Annotated in this window: 19 protein-coding genes, 1 tRNA gene and 1 riboswitch; of the genes, 7 read left to right on the top strand and 13 right to left on the bottom strand. The window is 61.2% G+C overall.

What is annotated here, in order from left to right; translation table 11 throughout:
• The first annotated feature begins 2 nt into the window (after positions 1-2).
• Positions 3-137, top strand: a riboswitch (SAM riboswitch).
• 17 nt (positions 138-154) lie between these two features.
• Complete coding sequence (locus tag CIMIT_RS10610; RefSeq protein ID WP_038592759.1) at positions 155-682, top strand: hypothetical protein; 528 nt, start codon at positions 155-157, stop codon at positions 680-682.
• Between the two features lie 334 nt (positions 683-1,016).
• Here CIMIT_RS10610 and CIMIT_RS10605 read toward each other — a convergent pair.
• Positions 1,017-1,090, bottom strand: a tRNA-Gly gene (locus tag CIMIT_RS10605).
• 90 nt (positions 1,091-1,180) lie between these two features.
• On the opposite strand from CIMIT_RS10605, the gene dcd reads away from it, so the two are divergent.
• From dcd to CIMIT_RS10590, 3 genes are all read left to right on the top strand, one after another.
• Positions 1,181-1,744, top strand: a complete 564-nt coding sequence (gene dcd / locus CIMIT_RS10600) for a dCTP deaminase (RefSeq protein ID WP_038592756.1) — start codon at positions 1,181-1,183, stop codon at positions 1,742-1,744.
• Between the two features lie 145 nt (positions 1,745-1,889).
• Positions 1,890-3,209, top strand: a complete 1,320-nt coding sequence (locus tag CIMIT_RS10595; RefSeq protein WP_038592754.1) for a UDP-glucose dehydrogenase family protein — start codon at positions 1,890-1,892, stop codon at positions 3,207-3,209.
• A gap of 32 nt (positions 3,210-3,241) precedes the next feature.
• The gene (locus CIMIT_RS10590; RefSeq protein WP_038592751.1) at positions 3,242-4,777 is read left to right on the top strand and encodes an FMN-binding glutamate synthase family protein; all 1,536 of its coding nucleotides are present in this window, start codon (positions 3,242-3,244) and stop codon (positions 4,775-4,777) included.
• Positions 4,778-4,780: 3 nt separating this feature from the next.
• Here CIMIT_RS10590 and CIMIT_RS10585 read toward each other — a convergent pair whose 3' ends face one another.
• The 9 genes from CIMIT_RS10585 to CIMIT_RS12450 all read right to left on the bottom strand — a co-directional run bounded on the left by CIMIT_RS10585 (position 4,781) and on the right by CIMIT_RS12450 (position 14,725).
• On the bottom strand, positions 4,781-6,067 hold the full coding sequence (locus CIMIT_RS10585; RefSeq protein ID WP_038592748.1) for a pyridoxal phosphate-dependent aminotransferase: 1,287 nt from the start codon (positions 6,065-6,067) through the stop codon (positions 4,781-4,783).
• A gap of 9 nt (positions 6,068-6,076) precedes the next feature.
• Positions 6,077-6,697 carry a DUF1707 SHOCT-like domain-containing protein gene (locus tag CIMIT_RS10580; RefSeq protein WP_038592745.1) on the bottom strand — a complete coding sequence of 207 codons (621 nt, stop codon included), beginning with the start codon at positions 6,695-6,697 and terminating at the stop codon, positions 6,077-6,079.
• Positions 6,698-6,778: 81 nt separating this feature from the next.
• Positions 6,779-7,726, bottom strand: a complete 948-nt coding sequence (locus tag CIMIT_RS10575; RefSeq protein ID WP_051904958.1) for a substrate-binding domain-containing protein — start codon at positions 7,724-7,726, stop codon at positions 6,779-6,781.
• Positions 7,727-7,736: 10 nt separating this feature from the next.
• Positions 7,737-8,030, bottom strand: coding sequence for a hypothetical protein (locus CIMIT_RS10570; RefSeq protein WP_038592741.1), 294 nt, complete (start codon positions 8,028-8,030; stop codon positions 7,737-7,739).
• Positions 8,031-8,048: 18 nt separating this feature from the next.
• On the bottom strand, positions 8,049-9,323 hold the full coding sequence (locus CIMIT_RS10565; protein ID WP_051904957.1) for a Na/Pi symporter: 1,275 nt from the start codon (positions 9,321-9,323) through the stop codon (positions 8,049-8,051).
• Positions 9,324-9,436: 113 nt separating this feature from the next.
• The gene (locus CIMIT_RS10560) at positions 9,437-11,323 is read right to left on the bottom strand and encodes an ABC transporter ATP-binding protein (RefSeq protein WP_084674356.1); all 1,887 of its coding nucleotides are present in this window, start codon (positions 11,321-11,323) and stop codon (positions 9,437-9,439) included.
• On the bottom strand, positions 11,320-13,023 hold the full coding sequence (locus tag CIMIT_RS10555) for an ABC transporter ATP-binding protein (RefSeq protein WP_038592734.1): 1,704 nt from the start codon (positions 13,021-13,023) through the stop codon (positions 11,320-11,322). The genes CIMIT_RS10560 and CIMIT_RS10555 overlap by 4 nt, the downstream gene beginning before the upstream one ends.
• A 28-nt stretch (positions 13,024-13,051) precedes the next feature.
• Complete coding sequence (locus tag CIMIT_RS10550) at positions 13,052-13,846, bottom strand: ABC transporter permease (RefSeq protein WP_038592731.1); 795 nt, start codon at positions 13,844-13,846, stop codon at positions 13,052-13,054.
• 195 nt (positions 13,847-14,041) lie between these two features.
• Entirely contained in the window at positions 14,042-14,725 is a 684-nt protein-coding gene (locus CIMIT_RS12450; RefSeq protein WP_084674355.1) for an ABC transporter ATP-binding protein, read from the bottom strand.
• A 300-nt stretch (positions 14,726-15,025) separates the two neighbouring features.
• On the opposite strand from CIMIT_RS12450, the gene CIMIT_RS12650 reads away from it, so the two are divergent.
• Positions 15,026-15,217: a hypothetical protein gene (locus CIMIT_RS12650; protein WP_144311850.1), complete on the top strand. Its 192-nt coding sequence runs from the start codon at positions 15,026-15,028 to the stop codon at positions 15,215-15,217.
• 25 nt (positions 15,218-15,242) lie between these two features.
• Here CIMIT_RS12650 and CIMIT_RS10545 read toward each other — a convergent pair whose 3' ends face one another.
• Positions 15,243-15,668: a hypothetical protein gene (locus tag CIMIT_RS10545; RefSeq protein ID WP_051904956.1), complete on the bottom strand. Its 426-nt coding sequence runs from the start codon at positions 15,666-15,668 to the stop codon at positions 15,243-15,245.
• An 11-nt stretch (positions 15,669-15,679) separates the two neighbouring features.
• Positions 15,680-16,078 (bottom strand): hypothetical protein, encoded by a 399-nt coding sequence (locus CIMIT_RS10540; RefSeq protein WP_095537492.1) that lies wholly within the window; start codon positions 16,076-16,078, stop codon positions 15,680-15,682.
• Positions 16,079-16,395: 317 nt separating this feature from the next.
• On the opposite strand from CIMIT_RS10540, the gene CIMIT_RS10535 reads away from it, so the two are divergent.
• Entirely contained in the window at positions 16,396-17,484 is a 1,089-nt protein-coding gene (locus CIMIT_RS10535) for a sensor histidine kinase (RefSeq protein WP_141750470.1), read from the top strand.
• A gap of 30 nt (positions 17,485-17,514) precedes the next feature.
• Positions 17,515-18,147, top strand: coding sequence for a response regulator (locus tag CIMIT_RS10530; protein WP_231910291.1), 633 nt, complete (start codon positions 17,515-17,517; stop codon positions 18,145-18,147).
• Between the two features lie 297 nt (positions 18,148-18,444).
• On the opposite strand, the gene CIMIT_RS10525 is transcribed toward CIMIT_RS10530, so the two are convergent.
• The gene (locus CIMIT_RS10525; RefSeq protein WP_038592720.1) at positions 18,445-19,815 is read right to left on the bottom strand and encodes an FAD-dependent oxidoreductase; all 1,371 of its coding nucleotides are present in this window, start codon (positions 19,813-19,815) and stop codon (positions 18,445-18,447) included.
• Positions 19,816-19,992 lie beyond the last annotated feature (177 nt).

The raw sequence follows: 19,992 nt of genomic DNA, 5'->3' as shown, positions 1-19,992 counted from the left end.
CGGATCACGAAGTCCGACGAGCCCTCTCATGGGCAAGGCCTCCCGGCCCGTCGGCTGGCAACCGCGCTGATCGCGCACGGTGCCCCCGGGAGAAGATCTGTCGGCGTCTGCACACCCGCGCGCCGAAAGTGCGACTTTTACAAGGAGAGCCATCATGGCATCCGTTTCCTGGATTCCGGCCACACTCGACAACATCCAGCACACAACTCTGACGTTTCACGCGGGCGGTGAGCTGCACGTCCGCGCCTTCGCCACCCCCTTCGACGCCCTCGACGCTGTCCGTCGGGCCGGTGCGAGGTTCGACTTCTCGCCCGAACGCAACCAGCTGCGCTCGCACGACGACGGCCAGCTCGTTTCCCTCCCAGCGGAAACGGCAGGTGGGGTGCCTACCGATCACACTTACTGCCAGCTCGTCGCCTCCGGCCACCGCCCCCACTGGATCCCGATCCTGCGGGCGCTGAACGACCGTGAGGAGGGCGGCTGGGGCGACATCGAAGTCCTGCAGGTCGAAGGCACGAAGGTGACCTTCGCACACGATGATGGCGTGGTCCAAGGCTGGTTCCACAACCCGCGCCAGCTGGCAGCGGCGACGCGCTTCCACCCGAAATGGCACGTGCTCCAGTTCGCATCCGGCGACACCGCCGTGCTCTCGTACACGGTGATCGGGCAGTGTAGGGCGTGACGCGGGGCTTGGTTGGGTCGGGCGGTAGCTCTAAACGGTAGCTCTAAACCTGTTGTTCTAAACCGTTGATCTAAAGGGAGCTAGCTCCATTTGGCTCTGGCGCGTCTGGAAAACGCCTGGTCGCGTGTCGGCGGTTGTCCTAAATGGAGCTAGCTCCATTTACACTCGATGGCCCCGACCACCAAGACCGAGCTCCCGCCCCACCAAACCGGCATAAAAACTACCCCCGCACTCGACAAAGTCGGCGCGGGGGTTTAGCGTTTTCCGTGCAAATCATTGCATGACCATCTGCATGACCAACGGCCCACCCCGTTAACAAAGCCCCTGGCAGTAGTGGAGCCGGCGACGAGAATCGAACTCGCACTCTCAGCTTGGGAAGCTGATGTTCTACCACTAAACTACGCCGGCATCTGCCGCACAATGATATGCGCGACAATGGGGATACTGTAGCACCGTCCCTCCCTGAATCGGAAAACGAGCCTGCCGTATGCTTATGGCGTGCTTCTTTCAGATCATGACATCCGTGACGCTATTGATTCCGGCCGCCTCGGCATCGACCCGTACGACGCTTCGCTGGTGCAGCCGAGCTCAATTGACGTGCGCATGGATAAGTTCTTCCGCGTCTTCAATAACTCGAAGTACACGCACATCGATCCGAAGCTGGAAATGCCGGATCTGACCACGGCAGTGGAGGTACCCGAGGGTGAGGCCTTCGTTCTGCACCCGGGTGAGTTCGTGCTGGCGTCCACGCTGGAGCATTTCACGCTGCCCGCTGACTTGGCCGGCCGCCTGGAAGGCAAGAGTTCGTTGGGCCGACTTGGCCTGCTCACGCACTCCACGGCTGGCTTCATTGACCCGGGCTTTTCCGGCCACATCACCCTCGAGCTGTCGAACGTGGCGAACCTGCCGATCACGCTGTGGCCCGGCATGAAGGTCGGCCAGCTCGCCATCTTCAACATGTCCTCGCCCGCGGAAGTCCCGTACGGCTCGGGCGCGCTCGGCTCGAAGTACCAGGGCCAGCGCGGGCCCACGCCGTCGCGCGCGTACTTGAACTTCCGCTAGCCCTATTTTTCAAAAACAGCGATTTTTGCAAAATAGGTTCGCGTCCCGCGCTGCTTCTTTGCAACATTGAAAAAATGCGGCGTTCCTCGTTCACCCATGCCCCTCACCCTGCCGTGTCCGACCCGACCGGGCATAATAGGCAGTTATGCGGATGACAGTAATTGGCACCGGATATCTCGGTGCAACCCACGCGGCATGCATGGCTGAACTTGGCCATGAGGTGCTGGGCGTGGACGTAGACCAAGAAAAGATCGATCAGCTCAAGGCCGGAAAGGTCCCGTTCTACGAGCCGGGCCTGCCGGAGGTACTTGAGCGCAACATGGCCGCTGGTCGCCTGGATTTCACCACCTCTTACGAGGAGGCGGCGGCCTTCGGCAGTGTCCACTTCATCGGTGTGGGGACCCCGCAGCAGCGCGGCTCTTACGCGGCGGATACTCGCTACGTGGAGGCCGTGATCGATTCGTTGGTGCCGCACCTGGAGGGTGCGCACGTCATCTTTGGTAAGTCGACGGTGCCGGTGGGTACCGCCGCGGCGCTGCAGGAGCGCGCAAATAACCTCGCCGCTCCGGGAACCACTTTGGAGATCGCGTGGAACCCGGAGTTTCTGCGCGAGGGCTACGCGGTCAAGGACACGATTGAGCCGGACCGCATTGTGCTAGGCACCCGCCCGGAGGATTCGCAGGCTGAAGCCATTGCGCGCGAGGTGTATGCGACCCCGCTATCCAATGACACCCCGTTCATCACCACCGACTTGCAGACCGCGGAGCTGGTGAAGGTGTCCGCCAACGCCTTTTTGGCCACGAAGATCTCGTTCATCAACGCGGTCAGTGAGGTCTGCGAGATTGTGGGCGCGGACGTGACCAAGCTGGCCGACGCCATTGGCTACGACGACCGTATCGGCCGCAAGTTCCTGGGCGCGGGCCTGGGCTTCGGCGGTGGCTGCCTGCCGAAGGACATCCGGGCGTTCATGGCGCGCGCGGGCGAGCTGGGCGCGGACCAGGCGCTGACCTTCCTGCGCGAGGTGGATGCGGTGAACATGCGTCGCCGCGAGCGCGTGGTGGACATGGCGCGCGCGGATCTGGGTAGCCTGATTGGCCGCCGCATCACGGTGCTGGGCGCAGCATTTAAGCCGAACTCTGACGATGTGCGCGACTCGCCGGCGCTTGCGGTGGCCGGCCAGCTCTCGCTCGCGGGTGCCGCGGTGCGCGTGTTTGACCCGGAGGCGATGGACAATGCCCGCCGCGTGTTCCCGACGCTTGACTACGCAGAGACACTCGATGAGGCACTTGAGGGCGCTGAGCTGGTGATTCTCGCCACCGAGTGGAAGCAGTTCAAGGAGATGGATCCAGTCGCCTCGGCGAAGCTTGTGGAGCAGCCGCTGCTTATCGACGGCCGCAACGTCCTCGACGTCCCCACGTGGCAGCAAGCGGGGTGGACCATGCGGGCCCTGGGGCGCAGCCTGTAGAACTTGCCGCATAAGGGGTGCATGATGGAAGTATGGTTGAAGAAAAATCTGCACCCCTTGTTAAAGGTGCCCTCGGTGCCGCTGCGGCGGCGCTCGGCGGGGTCGCCGTCCACGACCTGACGCAGCGGAAGTACCCAGTCCTGCGTAACTACCCGGTGCTGGGGCACATGCGCTATCTGCTCACGGACATTGGCCCGGAGCTACGTCAGTACTTCATCGAGCGCGATTGGGACGGCCGCCCGTTCAACCGCGATCAGCGCAACGCGATCTACGAGCGCGCCAAGGGTATACAGAGCGAGACCGCCTTCGGCACGGTACAAAACGTGTCTGAACCAGGCCACGAGTACCTCGTGCACTCGGTCGCGCCCGTCGCACAGCCGGAACAGACGCCCCGCACGTTGATCGGTGGCAAGGACTGTGCGAAGCCCTACTCGATGTCGCTGATGAACGTGTCGGCTATGAGCTTCGGCTCGCTGTCGCGCAACGCGATTCGGGCGCTGAACAAGGGCGCTGAGCTGGGCGGTTTCGCCCACGATACGGGCGAGGGCGGGCTGAGCCCGTACCACATGGAAAATAACGGTGACCTGATTTGGGAGCTGGGCACCGGCTACTTCTGCGCGCGCACCCCGGATGGGGACTTTGACCCCGTACAGTTCCGCGAGAAGGCCGCGAATGATCAGGTCAAAATGGTGGAGCTGAAGCTGAGTCAGGGCGCGAAACCGGGTATCGGTGGCGTGCTGCCAGCGGACAAGATCACCGCCGAAGTGGCTGAGATCCGTGGCATTCCGCGCGGCCAGGACTGCATCAGCCCGGCCCGCCACCGCGTCTTTTCCACCCCTGTCGAGCTGATCGAGTTCATTGCGCAGATGCGCGAGCTCGCCGGCGGTAAACCGGTCGGGTTCAAGCTGTGTGTGGGTAGTCGTCGGGAAGTGCTCGCGATCTGTAAAGCGATGCGCGAGGTGGGCACCGCCCCGGACTTCATCGTTGTTGACGGCTCCGAGGGCGGCACGGGCGCGGCCCCGATCGACTTCGAGGACCACGTGGGCATGCCACTGACGCACGGGCTGATGACGGTGCACAACGCGCTTGTCGGCACCGGTTTGCGCGACCAGGTCAAAATCGGGGCGTCCGGCAAGGTCGCGGGCGGCTCGGACATCGTGATGCGCCTGATCCAGGGCGCCGACTTCACCAACGCCGCGCGCGCCATGATGATGGCGCTCGGTTGCATCCAGGCGCAGCACTGCCACACCGGCAAGTGCCCCTCGGGCGTGGCCACGCAGGACCCGCGCCGCAACCGCGCGATCGTTGTGGAGGAGAAATCGCGCGCCGTCTACAACTTCCAGAAGGCGACGGTTGCACAGGCCGTGCGGCTGATGGCGTCGATGGGGGTCAGCGATCCTGCGGAGCTTACCCCGGCGATGCTGCGTCGTAACGTCTCGCCGACCGAGGCGCGCTCGTACGCGGAGCTCTACGAGTGGCTCGCCCCGGGCCAGCTGCTTGATAGTGCCCCGGCGTCCTGGGCCGAGGACTGGCAGGCAGCTTCCGCGGACACGTTCCGCCCGGTGTAGCGGCTAGTGCTGGTGGTAGTCGGCCAGGAAGTTGCCTAGCCGCTCGAGGGCGTTTTCCAGCTGGGACGCCCACGGCAGGGTGACCACGCGGAAGTGATCCGGGGCGGGGTGGTTAAAGCCCCGGCCCTGCACCATCAGGATCTTCTCCGACTTGAGCAGGTCCAGCATGAAGCGCTCGTCGTCGTGGATGTTGTACATCTCGGTGTCGATCTTGGGGAAGCAGTACAGCGCGCCCTTCGGCTCGACCACTGAGATGCCCGGGATCTCGCGCAGCTTGCGTACCGCCACGTCGCGCTGCTTGCGCAGGCGGCCGCCCTCCGCGGTGAGCTCGAAGATGGATTGGCGCCCGCCGAGCGCGACCTGGATCGCGTGTTGGCCGGGCACGTTCGCGCACAGACGCGTCCCGGAGAGCAGGTCGAGGCCCTCGATGAATCCCTTCGCGCGCCGGCGCGGGCCCGTGATGACCATCCAGCCTGCGCGGTAGCCGCACACGCGGTAGGCCTTGGACAGGCCGTTAAACGTCAGGGTGATGACGTCGGGGGCAACTTCGGCCATGGAGATGTGCTGCGCATCGTCGTAAAGCACGCGGTCATAGATTTCGTCGGAAAAGATCATCAGCTCGTGCTCGCGCGCAATGTCGGCGATGCCCTCGAGCACTTCGCGGGAGTAGACGGCCCCGGTGGGGTTGTTCGGGTTGATCACCACGATCGCCTTCGTCTTGGAGGTGACCTTGGAACGAATGTCCTCCAGTGAGGGGTTCCAATTGTCCTCCTCATCGCAGGTGTAGTGGACAACCTTGCCGCCTGCCAGGGTGGACGCGGCCGTCCACAGCGGGTAGTCGGGGGCGGGGATGAGGATCTCGTCGCCGTCGTTCAGCGCGGCCTGGGTGACCATGCTGATGAGCTCGGAGACACCGTTGCCCAGGTAGACATCGTCGATGTCGAGCGGCGGGAAGTCGTCGATCATTTCGTAGCGCGTCACCACGGCGCGGCGGGCCGAGGTGATGCCCTTGGAGGTGGTGTAACCCTGCGAGGTGGGCAGGTTGGCGATCATGTCGCGCATGATCACGTCCGGAGCCTCGAAACCGAAGACTGCAGGGTTGCCGGTGTTGAGCTTGAGGATGGTGTGGCCGTCGCGCTCCATCTCCTCCGCGGTGGCAGACACCGGGCCGCGAATGTCGTAGAAGACATTTTTCAGTTTGTCGGCCTGGTCGAAGTGGCGGTGCCGGCGAGGCTTCTTTGCCTTCGCCGGTGTGGGCTGCGGGGCGGATTCATCCTTATTAGTGGCCATACGGCCATGTTAGCCACGGCGGCGGAACTTGTTCAGGGATTCCTGCGCAAAATTCAGGGTATCGCCCGTGAGCCGGTCGATCTGCTCGCGGCGCTCCACCTTGCGCTGCGCTACGTCAAAGGCACGGTCCGCCTCCAGCTCGAGCTGCTTCGCGCGAACGAGTCGGCGCTGCGCCCGTTCGATGTCGCGCAGCGAGGGGCTGTACCAGCTGTCCGGGCCGACCTTCATGACGTAGAGCAGGATGAACAACACCGGGATCACCGCAAGCAGGACGGGCGCGTTTATCGCGACGGCGGCGGTGAAGCTACCGACCGCGCCGAGCCAGAAGATGCCGGCGCGCATCCGCCGCCCCGAGCGGCGCGCCTCGACGACCTCGCGGGCACTAAAGACAGGTACGTCGTGTTGCTGCTGGGCGAGCTCCTGCGAGCCGAACGTCGGCCGCTGCGGCAGGTCGGCGAACAGGGGAGCGAGGTCCGTGCGCGTTTTCGCGGTGGTGCAGGCCTGGCAGCGCTCGTCGTACTCCTGCATGCTCAGCCGGCCCTCGCCCAGCGCGTTACCGAGCGCGGTCATGGCCGCGGTGCGGTCTGCATCAGAAAGCCGCACGTGATCTGGCTGGCGGGCACTGGTCATGAGGGAAACGAGCTCCTTTGGTTCAAACGCGCGGAGAAAAGGGCCGGAGATCTCTCCGACCCTTCAGAGTTTAACACTCGCCTATGCGGTCCAGCGGGAATCCGGACCGGTCACGCGGTCGGTGAATCGGGTGCGGGCCGCGTCGTATTCCTCTTCCGGCAGTTGGTAGAAGTACACGCGCGGCAGCACGCCCTCGACGCGGTTGAGGTAGGCGTTCATGAACTCCTCCAGCGCGCCGTTGTTCTCTACAGAATCGGCGTTGACGTAGACAAAGAGCGGACGCGCCAAGGGGTATTCGCCCTCCTGGGTGGCATCGCGCGCGGGGGCGACGCCGTCGACGGTGACGTTGTCGATCCGGTCGCGCGCCTCGCCCTCGGTGGCCAGGTAGTTACCGATACCCATGAAACCGATGCCGTTTGTGTCCTCTGCGATCCAGGTGGAGAGCTCGTCGATATCGTCGGTGGCCTCGTAGTCCTCGCGGATCGTGTCGCCGCCGAGCACCTTGTCCTTGAACACCTCAAGGGTGCCGGAGCCGTCCGGGCGGCCGTAGAGGGAGATCTCCTCGTCAGGCCAGGACGGGTCGATGTCGGACCAGGTGGTGACCGGGGAATCCTGCGACCACACGTCGTGCAGCTGCTCGACGGTGAGATCGTGTGCCCACGTGTTCTCGGCGTTCTTCACAATGGTCACTGCATCCAGTGCGATGGGCAGCTCGATAAACTCCACCCCGTTGTCGCTGCACTGCTTTTGGAACTCTTCCGGGATCGGCACGGAGGAGTCGTTGATGTCCGACTTGCCGTCGCAGAAGTCGGCGAAGCCGTCGGTGGAGCCGTCGGCGGTGATGCGCACGTCCTGCTGGGAGCGCTCAGCAATAAAGGCGGTGATCGGCTCGACGGTGGCGGAACCCGTGACGTGGATCGGGACGTCCGTGCCCGAGTGGGCGTCTGAGCCGGACTCGGTGGAGCAGGCGGTGAGCCCGCCAGCGCCGATGAGAAGGGCGGTGGTGAGTGCGAGCAGCTGCTTCTTCATGTGCGTTCCCCTACTTCTTCTTCGACGCTTCGTCGCGCAGTTCGCGGAAGAGGTTGAGCACATCGCGCCAGCGCGGGCGTGTCAATTCCAGGTATTGCGGGATGCGGTTGAGCTCTTCGAGCTGCTCCGGGGTGAGACGCTCGTGATCCGTCTTCTCGCGCACCTCGAGCTCGTTGCGCAGGATGTGGGTGGTCTCTTCGAGTTCGTTGATCAGCTCTTGCAGTTCGGCGTTCGGCGCGTCGGCGTCAATCAGCTTCTGCGCTCTCTTGCCGGATGCGGACTGGTCGGGATCAGTGTGGGGCATAGCAGTTCCTTGAGGTCCTTAGAAGAAGACGTTGGTGATCAAAACAGCGAGCAGTGGGAGGGCGAAGAAGACGCCGCCGACCCAGATGAAGACGTACCACTTGTTCTTGTCCGCCAAGGTGGCGAGCCAGTTTGCGCCCTTCGGGGGCAGGGCACGCAGGAAAGGCAGGGACATAATGACGATCGCACCGAACACGTTGAACATGGTGTGGACGAGCGCGCCCTGCATCGCGGCCTCTGCCTCCACGCCGGAGGCGGAGAAGGCGGCGATGAGACCGGTGACGGTGGTACCGATGTTGGCACCCACCACGAAGGGGAACAGCTCCTTGACCTTGAACTTGCCGGAGGCGGCAAGCGGCACGGTCAGCGAGGTTGTGGTGGAGGAGGACTGCACCGCAGTGGTGATGATGGCACCGGAGAGGATGCCCGTGATCGGGCCGCGGCCGAGCGCCGCGTGCAGCATCTCCTGGGCACGGCCCACGAGCAGGGCAGAGAGCATCTTGCCGATGTAGCCGATGACCACCAGGATGAGCACCACGCCGCCGATGGACAGCACGATGCCACCCCACACGTCGCCCAACGGGCCGACGAGGAACTTGGCCAGGTTGACCAGCGGCTCCGTGATTGCGTCCACACCGTCGCCGATGACCTCGAAGATGCCGGCGAGCACGCCGTCGCCCTCGCCCGCAAGCGAGCCGGCGAAGACGCCAGAGACCTTGGAGAGGAAGCCCGTGAAGATTTCGAGCGGGAAGAAGATGGCCAGCGCGAGCAGGTTGTAGAAGTCATGCACCGTGGCCATGGAAAATGCCCGGTGGAACTGCTGCTTATTGCCGGAGAGGCCAAGCGCGACCAGGGTCGAGGTCACCGTGGTGCCGATGTTGGCACCAAAGAGCATGGGGACCGCCACCTCGAGTGGGAGGCCACCGGCGATCATGCCGACAGTGATAGAGGTGGTGGTGGAAGACGACTGCATGATGGCGGTGGCGAGGATGCCGACCGCCAGGCCGACGAAGGGGTTCTCTGCGAAGGAGAACAGTTCCTTGGCCTGGTCGCCCGCCGCCATCTTGAAGCCGGCACCGATCATGCCGACGGCGTTGAGCAGCAGCCAGATGGCCACGACGACCGAGATCCACTCGGCCGCCTTCTTCGCGCCCCCGCTCAAGGGGAGCCAGCCGAGCGGGTCGGCCGGTGCGTCCCCGCTGTTCTCGCTCTGTGCTTCCTGCGGCTTCGTGTCTGGGTGATGCTTGGTGGCGACGGTGCTACCCCCCGCGTCGCGTGTGACGTCTCTGCTCATCTGCGCTCTCGATCAACGTGTGTACAAAAAGTCGGTCACCGCGCACTTTAGATGTGTGAAGCAGATTCCCCGTGTCTTTTCGGTTAACTTACAGCAAATTAAATACAGGCTGCCTAAGTATTTGCGAACTGGCTCTGGTGTAGTGCGTAGTACGCGCCCCGGCGTTTGAGCAGCTCATCGTGCGTGCCCTGCTCCACAATCTGGCCGGACTCCATGACTAAGATCACGTCCGCGTCCCGAATGGTGGAAAGGCGGTGCGCGATCACAAAGGAGGTCCGCTGCGCCCGCAGCGCATGCATCGCCTGCTGCACGAGCACCTCGGTGCGCGTGTCAACCGCTGAGGTCGCCTCATCAAGCACCAGGATGGTGGGCTGGGAGAGAAACGCGCGGGCAATCGTGATCAGTTGCCGCTCACCTGCCGAAAGCGCACCGCCGTCCTGGTCCACCACCGTGTCGTAGCCATCTGGCAGGGCGCGCACGAACCGGTCCACGTACGTGGCCTTTGCCGCAGCGATGACCTCGTCGTCCGTCGCGTCGAGCCGCCCGTAGCGAATATTTTCCATGATCGTGCCTTCGAAGAGCACCGCGTCTTGCAATACCATCCCGACTTGGCTGCGCAGTGTTGCGCGCTTCAAGGTGCGGATGTCGCGGCCGTCGAGGAAAATCGCGCCCTCGTCCACGTCGTAGAAGCGCATGAGCAGGTTGACCAGCGTGGTCTTGCCAGCGCCGGTTGGCCCCACAATCGCGGCGGTCTGCCCCGGTGCATCGCGCAAGTTCAGGTCCTGGATCAAGGGCTCGTCGGTGTATGAGAAAGAGACGTCTCGGAACTCCACTTGGCCCGTGGGCTTTTCGCTTGCCGACGCCGCGTCGTCCCGCACATCCGCCACCTCTTCTTCCGCGTCGAGCAACTCGAAGATACGCTCGGCGGAGGCGACACCGGATTGGACCATTTGCATCATGCCGGCCAGTTCGCCGAGTGGCTGGTTGAACTGGCGTGAGTACTGGATGAACGCGGTGGCGTCGCCAAGCGTCATGTGCCCGCTGGCCACCCGCAGGCCGCCGAAAACGGCGATGGCCACGTACGAGAGGTAGGAGATGAACTGCATCAGCGGATGCATCGAGTTGGCCAAGAACTGCGCCTTGCTCGCAGCAACGGCAAGACGTTCGTTGCGCTCGTCGAACTCGCGGTGCAGCTCATCAGTGCGGCCGAAGATGAGTGCCACCTCGTGGCCCGAAAAGGCCTCCTCGACCTGGCCGTTGACCTCGCCTGTGGCCTTCCATTGCGCCGCGAACTGGGCTTGCGAGCGCGTGCCCACCACGCCCATCGCAAGACCCGTGAGCGGGATCGCCAAAAGCGCCACCAGTGCAAGCTGCCAGGAAATCGCGAACATCATCACGATGATGCCCACCAACGTGAGCACCGCGTTGAATATCTGCGAGAGGGCCTGCTGCAACGCCTGCTGCACGTTGTCCACATCGTTCGTGGTGCGGCTCATCACGTCGCCACGCTGGCGCGTATCAAAGTAGTTCAGGGGCAGGCGGTGCAGCTTCGCTTCAACCCGTTCGCGCAGCGCGAAGACCGTGCGCATGGTGAGCCGGTTCAGTACCGCGCCCTGCGCCCACATCAACACAGACGAGACCACGTACAGCGCGAGGACCAGGACAATGAGCTCGCGCAGGTGCCCGAAATCGATGCCTTCACCCGGGCGCAGATCCATCGCCGCAGCCATGTCGGCAAAGCGTTCCTGCCCTGTGGCGCGCAGCCCCTCGACCGCTTGCGCTTTGCTCACCTCGGCCGGCATGCGCGCCGAAATCGCGCCGGAGAAGATCACGTCCATCGCCCGACCCATGACACGCGGGGCAAACACCGCCAGCACGACCGCGACGGCGTTCATGGCAAAGACCGCCGTCAGCGCCAGCTTGTACGGCGCGAGCAGGCCGACCAGCCGCTTTGCCGAGGGCCAGAACTGTTTCGCCTTGCGTGGCTTTTGCTCACTCATGCCTGTACCGCCTTCTGGCTCTGCGCGATCTCCCGGTAGGTTGCGCTCGATGCCATGAGCTCGTCGTGCGTGCCGCGCGCCACAATCTCGCCGGCCTCCATCACCAGAATCTGGTCGGCCCCGCTCATCGACGCCACGCGTTGCCCCACCACAATCACCACTTTCCCCGCGGTGTACTCGGTCATACTCGCGCGCACGCGAGCGTCCGTGGCTGCATCAAGCGCGGAAAACGAGTCGTCAAAGAGATACACGTCAGGCTGGGCGACGAGCATCCGCGCGATCGACAGGCGCTGACGCTGCCCGCCAGAGACGTTCGTGCCGCCCTGCGAAATCTCCATTTCCAAGTCGTCCACGAAGTCAGCCTGCGCCACCCGAAGCGCGTTCCACAGCTCCGCATCCGTCGCATCCGGGTTCCCCATCCGCAGGTTTGACGCGACCGTGCCGCTAAACAGCCAGGGTTTCTGCGGCACCATCGACACGCGCTCCACGATGTCCGGACGCGCCATGTCGGCGACGGGCGTGGCGTCGAGAAGCACCTGGCCCTGGCTCGGACTGTGCAAACGCGGAATGAGGCTGAGCAACGTCGTCTTGCCTGAACCCGTCGCGCCGATGATTGCCGTGGTCGTGCCCGGCCGCGCCGTGAAACTCACCGACTGCAGCACGGGCGCCTCCGCGCCGGGGTAACTAAAGGTGACGTCGCGAAACTCCACCTCACCCGTGCGAGACGCCGGGGACGCAGGGCTACGCGGGTCGACGATCCGCGGTTCGTGTCTTAATACCTCCGACACGCGGCGTGCACACACGATCGCGCGCGGCAACATCATGAGCATAAACGTCGCCATCATTACCGCCATCAGAATCTGCATGAGGTACTGCATGAACGCGGTGAGCGAGCCGACCTCCACCAGGCCGTCGTCCACGCGGTGGCCGCCGAACCACAGCACCGCGGCGGTGGCGAGGTTCAGAATGAGCATGATCACCGGGAACATGGTCACGAACACGCGGCCGATGTTCAGGCTGAGTTTAGTGATCTGCTGATTCGCGTCTGTGAACCGCTCGGTCTCGTAGTCCTCGCGGGCGAACGCGCGGACCACGCGGATGCCGGCGATCTGCTCGCGCAGCAGGCCGTTGATTGCGTCCAGCCGCTTCTGCATCTGCTTGAACAGCGGCATAAGAATCGCCACGATGACGCCCACCACGACGGCGAGCACGACCACCGCCGTGACAACGAGCCAGGACATCCCCGCATCCTGGCGCAGGGCCATGATGATGCCGCCGATGGCCATGATGGGTGCGGCGACCATGAAGTTCATGAACAGCAGGAATGTCATTTGCACCTGCTGGACGTCGTTGGTGCCGCGGGTGACTAGGGTGGCGGTGCCGAAGCGGGCCATGTCCTCGCTGGTGAAGCCCGATACTCGGTCGTAGACGGCGGCCCTGATGTCCCGGCCGGTCTTCATGGCCACCTGGGAGGCGAACCACACCGCGCCGATGGCCGCCACGATCTGGATGAGTGCGACGATGAGCATGCGCAGGCCCACGTTCCAGATGTAGGGCACGTCTGCGCGCGCGACACCGTTATCAATAATGTCTGCGTTGAGGTCCGGTAGGTACAGCGTGGCGAGGGTGGTAACCAGCTGGAGTATGAGCACCGCGAAAATCTCACGACGATAGCGAGCGAGTCGGCGGAACAGATCCATCTAATCTCCTGAATTCACAGAAACGGTCTTACCTCGCAGCTCGATCACGCTGCGTGCCAACCACGGCAGTGACCAGAGCCAAAAGCGCCAGAACCATAGTTGGGAAAGCGAATCGTCTCTCGGGCTCAAGGTCCACCCACTTTCCAAGCGAAACGTGAGGCAACCAGTTCGAAGCACGTTCGGACAGCATTGAAGCTAGCAGGGGTTCTGCAACGACGAAGTAAGCTACGAGTGCAACCAAAACGACGACCCACCGTCTTAGCAGTGTTGCTGCCGCAAATGCGATCACGGCAACGGTGGCGTAGAGAATGGATCCGCCCAGGATGACGGTACCAAGGGGCGCTTCGGGGGTGAGGCTTGGTACTTCGGCTTGCCTCAAACCTGTCGTCAACCCGGCGATCGATAATGCGGTTAGGATTGCTCCGGTTATTAACGACAAAAGTACCAGAGATAGCGCCCGAACGGCGAAGATCGTTCTCAAACGCCGCGCCGCGACCGCAATATTGAGCAGAGCGCCCGATGAGAGCTCGCTTCCAGCGAAAAGAACGCCGTGGAGTGAAGCGGCAAGTGGCGCTAGTAGATAGATCGAGGTTGCGGCGAGATCCAGCTTCTCCGGATCTTCTGAGTCGGGCCCGAGTGCTGCCGTGGTGTCGATCGAGACCGCACCGGCATCTGAGGAGGCCCCGCTTGATGCCATGACTGCGGCGTATGACAACAGTGCGGTTAGTAAGGGCACAACTACGAGTAGAGCAAAGACTCCCGGATGAAGTATCCACCTTCTGGTTTCGACTTTGACCACCGTCTTACGGTCTGCCGTGTGCATGAAACTGATCCTCCAAAGTGTGCTTCTTCGTCTCCAGATTCAAGACCGGAATGGAGTGCTCCTCCATTAGGGTTCGTAGGGTTTCGACATTCTGATCGTCCACCTCCAGCACGCCAGGGTTGTGCGAGCCAGTTCGGACACGTCGATGATCAATGATGGAACTGATCGCCTCACTCAGTTCCGGCGGATAATGTACTAAGAAAGTTTTCGCTTCCCCACGTAGCTAGCGAGCTCACCAGCAAAAATCATTCTGCCGCGTTCTAGGTGGATGATGTGGGAGCAAAGGGTTTGAGTTTCATTGAGGTCGTGGCTTGAGATTAAGACAGTGCGTTCGTCAGTTGGTAACTGCTCTATGAGGTTTCGCATAAGCAGGCGCCCCTGGGGATCTAAACCGTTCATTGGTTCGTCAAGAATGGTCAGGAGTGAACCATTAATCAAAGCAGCACCAATTTGCACCCGTTGACGGTTTCCAAACGATAGCGTCCGAACTTTTCTCGACGAATACTCACCCAACGACAGGGATTTAATCACGTCCTTGACTTCCTCGTCCGTTCGCTCAGTCAGTTGACCAAGGTATGTCAAAGTTCGTTTGACTGACCAGCGCGGCCAAAGCGCCATTGCGTCGATTGCAGCTCCAGTCCCGCTCCCTATAGTTTCGCTGGAGGCGAGGTTTTTCCCGAAGAACTCGATTTCCCCGTGGGAAGGGCGTTCGACTCCGGCAATAAGGCGTAGAAGTGTGGACTTTCCGCTACCGTTCGACCCTACAAGACCCACTACTGTCCCTGCGGGGACCTCTACATTGATGTCATCGAGTGCGAGAGTCGAACCATACCTCTTGCTAAGATTAGAAAGTTTTACAGCGACTTGAGGTGTTTTCATCTAAGTACCATTCGTAGGCAAGTAGCCCCGCTTGTAATCGGGGCTACTTCGTAGGTGGTTAGGGCGCAACTTTAGCTAGTTGCCGTAGCTGGCGCAGACGTAGAAACCGATGCTGATGCAGCCTCCCATTCGCGGATCAAGTTCCGGTCGAACCTTGAGCAGGGGACCCTCAGCCTCACGACCATCTTCGGGTAGCTCGAATTCGCGCGTTGTGAATCGCAGTCCGTCAGGAACTGGCACTCCGCGCTCTCGCAAAGTCTCGAGATTGGCGGTCTTTGCAGTAAGCTCCTTCCTTTTCGCATGGGTGGGGAGCTGAGCGACATCGTTGATGTAGCCGATGAACCCATCAGAAGCGATAACTTCGATGAAGTCATCGATTTACTTCGTGATCGTTTCCTTGTTGATGCGAAGCTCTACCTCGGCGATCTCGCTGTCGATCTTGTCGAACGTGGTATTTACGGACATGGTGAATCCTTTCTGGTATTGCAATGATTTGCTTGGGGGTGAACAAAGGGAGTCATCCGATGTTGGCGAACGAGCGAATTTTCTCGAGCCAGGACTTATTGTCGTTAGTTCCACTGACGAGTCTGAAGTTCACTAGAAGCGAGATTCTGTCTCCGTTAGTGAGATAGAGGTTCAGGGGCTTACCAAGATCCCTAACGAATCCGAGAGAGGGAAATCCGCCTCGGCTACCGCCCGCTGTGAAGCGTCCATACTCGGGTGTGAACTCGACGTCAACATCCTGGATATCAGTGGGCCGCAGAGTCAGCCAGTCACCAAGGACCAATTTCTTCTCGTTGAGAAAGATTTCGCCTTGGTGCGGAAAAAGAGCCGCCTGATTCGCAAGCCCGAACAGTCGTCGACCAGCATCATTCGACTCGAGCTCAGTTTTAGTTGCGCCGTGAAAACTGGCTCTATCCGTGAATTTCTTAGTCACTTCCACAGGTGCACCTCTTAAGCTAGTGCCGCGTCGCTGTCGAACGTGTAGGTCACTTTCCTGACCCCGTCTGACAAGAGTTTCGCCACGCAAAACAGAGTGGGTCGGCCGTCGCCAAACCGCGAACGTTGGATCTTCAGGCCCTCAGGCACATGGATACCTCGATCTTCTAACTCATCTTCGTCGAGGATCGTGCCTCGAACGAACTCGTCGCGTTCCTGAACCGGTAGCGCATACAGTTCTTGCAGCATCGCGACAAACTCGTCCCCGGTCACAAAATCTCTGATCTCGAGAAGCCCCTGCTTTGCTTCCTGTCGGACCATCTCCTGGCTCAATGGGGGCATTGGAGCGTCTTCCTCGATTACCGGGTAGTCGATCCGCTCCATTTCGAACGGGGCAACGTTTTCCTTGTCCAACGTGTACTCCTTTCTATTTCCGATGACTTCAGTGGGGAGGGCGACCGTTTGACCGCCATCCTCAGTTTGAATTACCGGGTCCGATCCGGGTATCAGCCAACTGGACATTTAAATTTGGCCAAGTAGCTATGAATCCTTAGTTGCCCGAGTGTGTGTTGTCGAGCTAGAATTGCGCAATATTCCGCCTGTTTCTTGCTGGTCAAGGATCTTTGCGACTAAAAGGGGGTGTCACTTTGGAGCGCGTAGTCTCAGATTCGGGTGACGGTCCCTTTGAGGGTCAGACGTGGAGCGACCTCATCTACCTTGCGTCAATCTGCTTGATCGGTTTCGTCTCACTGAGCGGAGCTAGCGAGCAAAGTCGGGTGGCGTTAATAGCGCTAATCGCATTGATGATCGCGCTGCAATTTCAACGCAAACGACATCCCTTTCTGGTTCTTTTTCCGCCAGCAGTTTGTGCTCTTTTTGCAACTAACGTCTTCTTTCTTCCGACCGTGTTCAACTTGGCACTGCGTAAGCGAGGATGGGGCAGTTTCGCGGCTGTGGTCGCTGCCTTCGTCCTCTGCCGAGTCGGGTGGTCGGAGAAGGAAACGATCGTCACTGTTCAGGCGGGTGAGAAGGAAACCAATGATCCAACTATTGCCTGGCTGGTTGAAGGCACGGTTCTCGTCATTGCGCCGTTCCTGGCTGGGCTGGTTATTTCCTACAATAGAAATCTGGTTGAGTCGTACCGGGTGATTGCGCAGCATAAAGAGCTAGAGCGGCAAAGGGTGGCTACAGAGGCCGTCCTCAGGGAGCGAGCCCGGATCGCCAATGAAGCGCACGATCATGTTGGCCATAAGCTAGCGCTGTTGTCACTGCAAGCGGGTGGCCTCGAGGTCAACTCCGAAGCTGGCCCCGACGTGATCAAGGAGAACGCCCAATTGATACGAGAGACCGCGGTAGAGACGTTAGCGGACCTCAGAGTTCTTATTGACCGCTTGGACGATGCGTCGGCTTTCCAGGCCCCCGAAGATTTAGCTGCGATCGTGGCTGAAAATCGGAGAAGCGGGGCCGACATTACGCTGAACACTAGATCGCTTCGCCAGGTGGATGAAATGCCACGGGAAATGCGCCAGCTCGTCTCGCAAGTAGTTCGAGAGGCTCTAGCCAATGCTAGTGTTCATGCTCCACAAAGCCCGATTTCTGTTGAACTGAGTGGCAGCGAAGGAGGCGAATTACAAATCTATATCCAGAACTCCGTGCGTGAGGTTGAATCGGGAGATCTAGTTAAGAAGCGCCGTGGGACGGGTTTGAAACGGGTAGAACGGCGAGTAAGCAAGTTCGGTGGCGTTGTGCGGTTTGGAGAACGGTCCGGTCGCTTTGAACTACACGTTATAGTCCCTTGGCCCAAATCGGTGATCGCGTAGGGAAACCATCGGATGATACGTGTGTACCTAGTGGATGATGATCCGATGGTTCGCCGGGGCTTGAAGTTCATACTCCAAGCGACCGACGATATCGAAGTTGTCGGCGAAGCAGGAAGTGGTGCTGAGGCTATTGATCAGCTTCCGAGTCTGCGTCCCGACGTGGTTGTTCTGGACGTCCGGATGCCAAACGTTGGAGGCCTTCAAGTTGCCGAATCGATTCTCAAGACTGGGCATAGCCAAGCAATATTGATGATGACTGCATTCGATAACGAATCGACCGTCATGGAGGTCCTTGAGGCCGGTGCTATCGGGTTCCTATTGAAAGACGCGCCTCCTGAATCCGTAATCCAAGCAATTAGGGACACCTCCGCTGGCAAGGTCACTCTTTCCCCTCGTCATACTCGCATCCTGCTTGACGCGTACACCCGGGACGGCCAGGTTAATCGGCGGGTTCAAGCTCAACAGGCCCTAGCGGGCCTTAGCGAAAGGGAAACGGAAATAGCGATCTTAGTTGCACAGAGCTTAACTAATCAGGAGATAGCGAGAGCGATGTTGTTATCAACCGCTACGGTCAAAACCCACTTGACGAAGATTTTTGATGAACTCGGAATCAATAACCGCGTTCAACTGGCACTCTTGGTGAGGGAAGCTGAGCTTATCTGAAGTGCGGCCCTATCCACATTCCTCGGCCTCTGGACTTCTGCTACTTTGTGCAGATCCCCCAGGTTGGGTTTTCGTAGCTGACCTCGGGTTTGAGATCCGAAACCGATCCTGAGAAGGGCGCAGCCGGCCAGTACTGCTTGGAATACCTGCCGAGCAGACGGATGAGATGCATGGGCGCATGCTAGCACCTAAAGTCATTGACCTGCACCTTCACAAGCGTGACAGGTCAACATGTCGTTTTTGGGCCGAAAAATCGACACGTCGCGCGGACGTGTCGATTCGGTGTACATGTCGGGTTTAGTCGTCAGCGCGGGAGTGGCTGAGCATGTCCTCCCACTCCACGATCTTCTTGCGCTCGCGCGGGAACTTCTCGTCCGCCTCGCCCAAGGCGCGCTCGGCCTCGTCGAGCTTGTACCAGCCCGCCCAGGTGGCGTAGTCGATGCCGCGCTCGCGCAGCAGGCCAAGGATGTCGTCGATGCCCGTGTGCGACGGTGCGGCGAGCTTGCCGGCGTCGGCGTCGGCGAGCAGCATGTCGGTGGTTTCCTTCGCATCCGACTTGGTGTTGCCGATCAGGCCGACCGGGCCGCGCTTGATCCAGCCAGTGACGTACAGCTTGTCCTCGGGTGCGGCGCCTTCCTCGGCGGAGGCGAGCACGCGGCCGCCGTCGTTCGGGATGACGTGGCGCTCAAGGTCGAAGGGCACGCCCTCGACGGGTTCGGAGCGGTAGCCGACTGCGTGGTAGACCTGCTGTACCGGCCAGTCGGTGAACTTGCCGGTGCCCTTGATGCCGCCGTTGCCGTCAAGCTCTTGGCGCTCGGTGCGGATGCCGGTGGTGTTACCGGCGTCGTCTACCAGGACCTCCACCGGCTCCTCGAAGAAGTGGATGTGAATCTTGTGCGGCGCATCGTCCGGCTCGCGCATGGCGTACTGCTCAAGCACCTGGCAGTTCAGATCAATGGACTTGTCCGCGCGGCGGACTTCCTCGCTAGCGGCGTCGTAGTCGATGTCCTCCGGGTCGACGAGGACCTGGATGGTATCCGACAGGTCCATCTCGCGCAGTTCCTTCGGCGTGAACTTGGCCTGCGCTGGGCCGCGGCGGCCGAACATGTGGACCGTTTCGGCCTGGTTCTTCTTCAAGGACTCGTACACGTTATCCGGGATCTCGGTGACGGCGAGCTCGTCGCCGGTCTTGGCCAGCACGCGCGAGATATCGAGGGCGACGTTGCCCACACCAATGACGGCGACTTCCTTGGCTTCGAGGTTCCAATCGCGCTCGAAGCGGGGGTTGCCATCGTAGAAGCCGACGAACTCGCCGGCGCCGATGGATTTGTCGCCGTTCGGGATAAGCAGCTCGCGGTCGCGCACAGCACCGGTGGACAGGATGACGGCGTCGTAGTAGTCGCGCAGTTCGTCGATAGTGACGTCGCGGCCGACGGTGACGTTGGCGATCAGGCGCAGGTTGTCCTTGTCCAGCACTCGGTGCAGAGACTTGACGATGCCCTTAATGCGCGGGTGGTCGGGAGCGACGCCGTAGCGGATCAGCCCGAAGGGGGCGGGCATCTGCTCGAAGAGGTCGACGTGGATGTCGTGCTCCGCGTTGCGGAGAAGGAGGTCGGATGCGTAAATGCCGGCAGGGCCGGCGCCGACAACGGCGACGCGCAGACTCATTTAGGGGTGTCCTTTCGAGGTTGGGAACCGTTTAATATTCAACCAATATAGCGTATAGACAGCTTGGTCTGAAAGTTGGGGCGTGTCAAGGCCGGTGCTTCTCGACGCCCCGCCGTCCGCCCATTCGCGCAGCGCAATGACGGTATCTGCAGGTGAAAAAATGACAGACCGGGTGGT

The organism is Corynebacterium imitans, from assembly GCF_000739455.1.
Lineage (GTDB): Bacteria > Actinomycetota > Actinomycetes > Mycobacteriales > Mycobacteriaceae > Corynebacterium > Corynebacterium imitans.
Note: the sequence above shows the minus strand (reverse complement) of the source record. Positions and strands in the feature narration are given on the sequence as shown.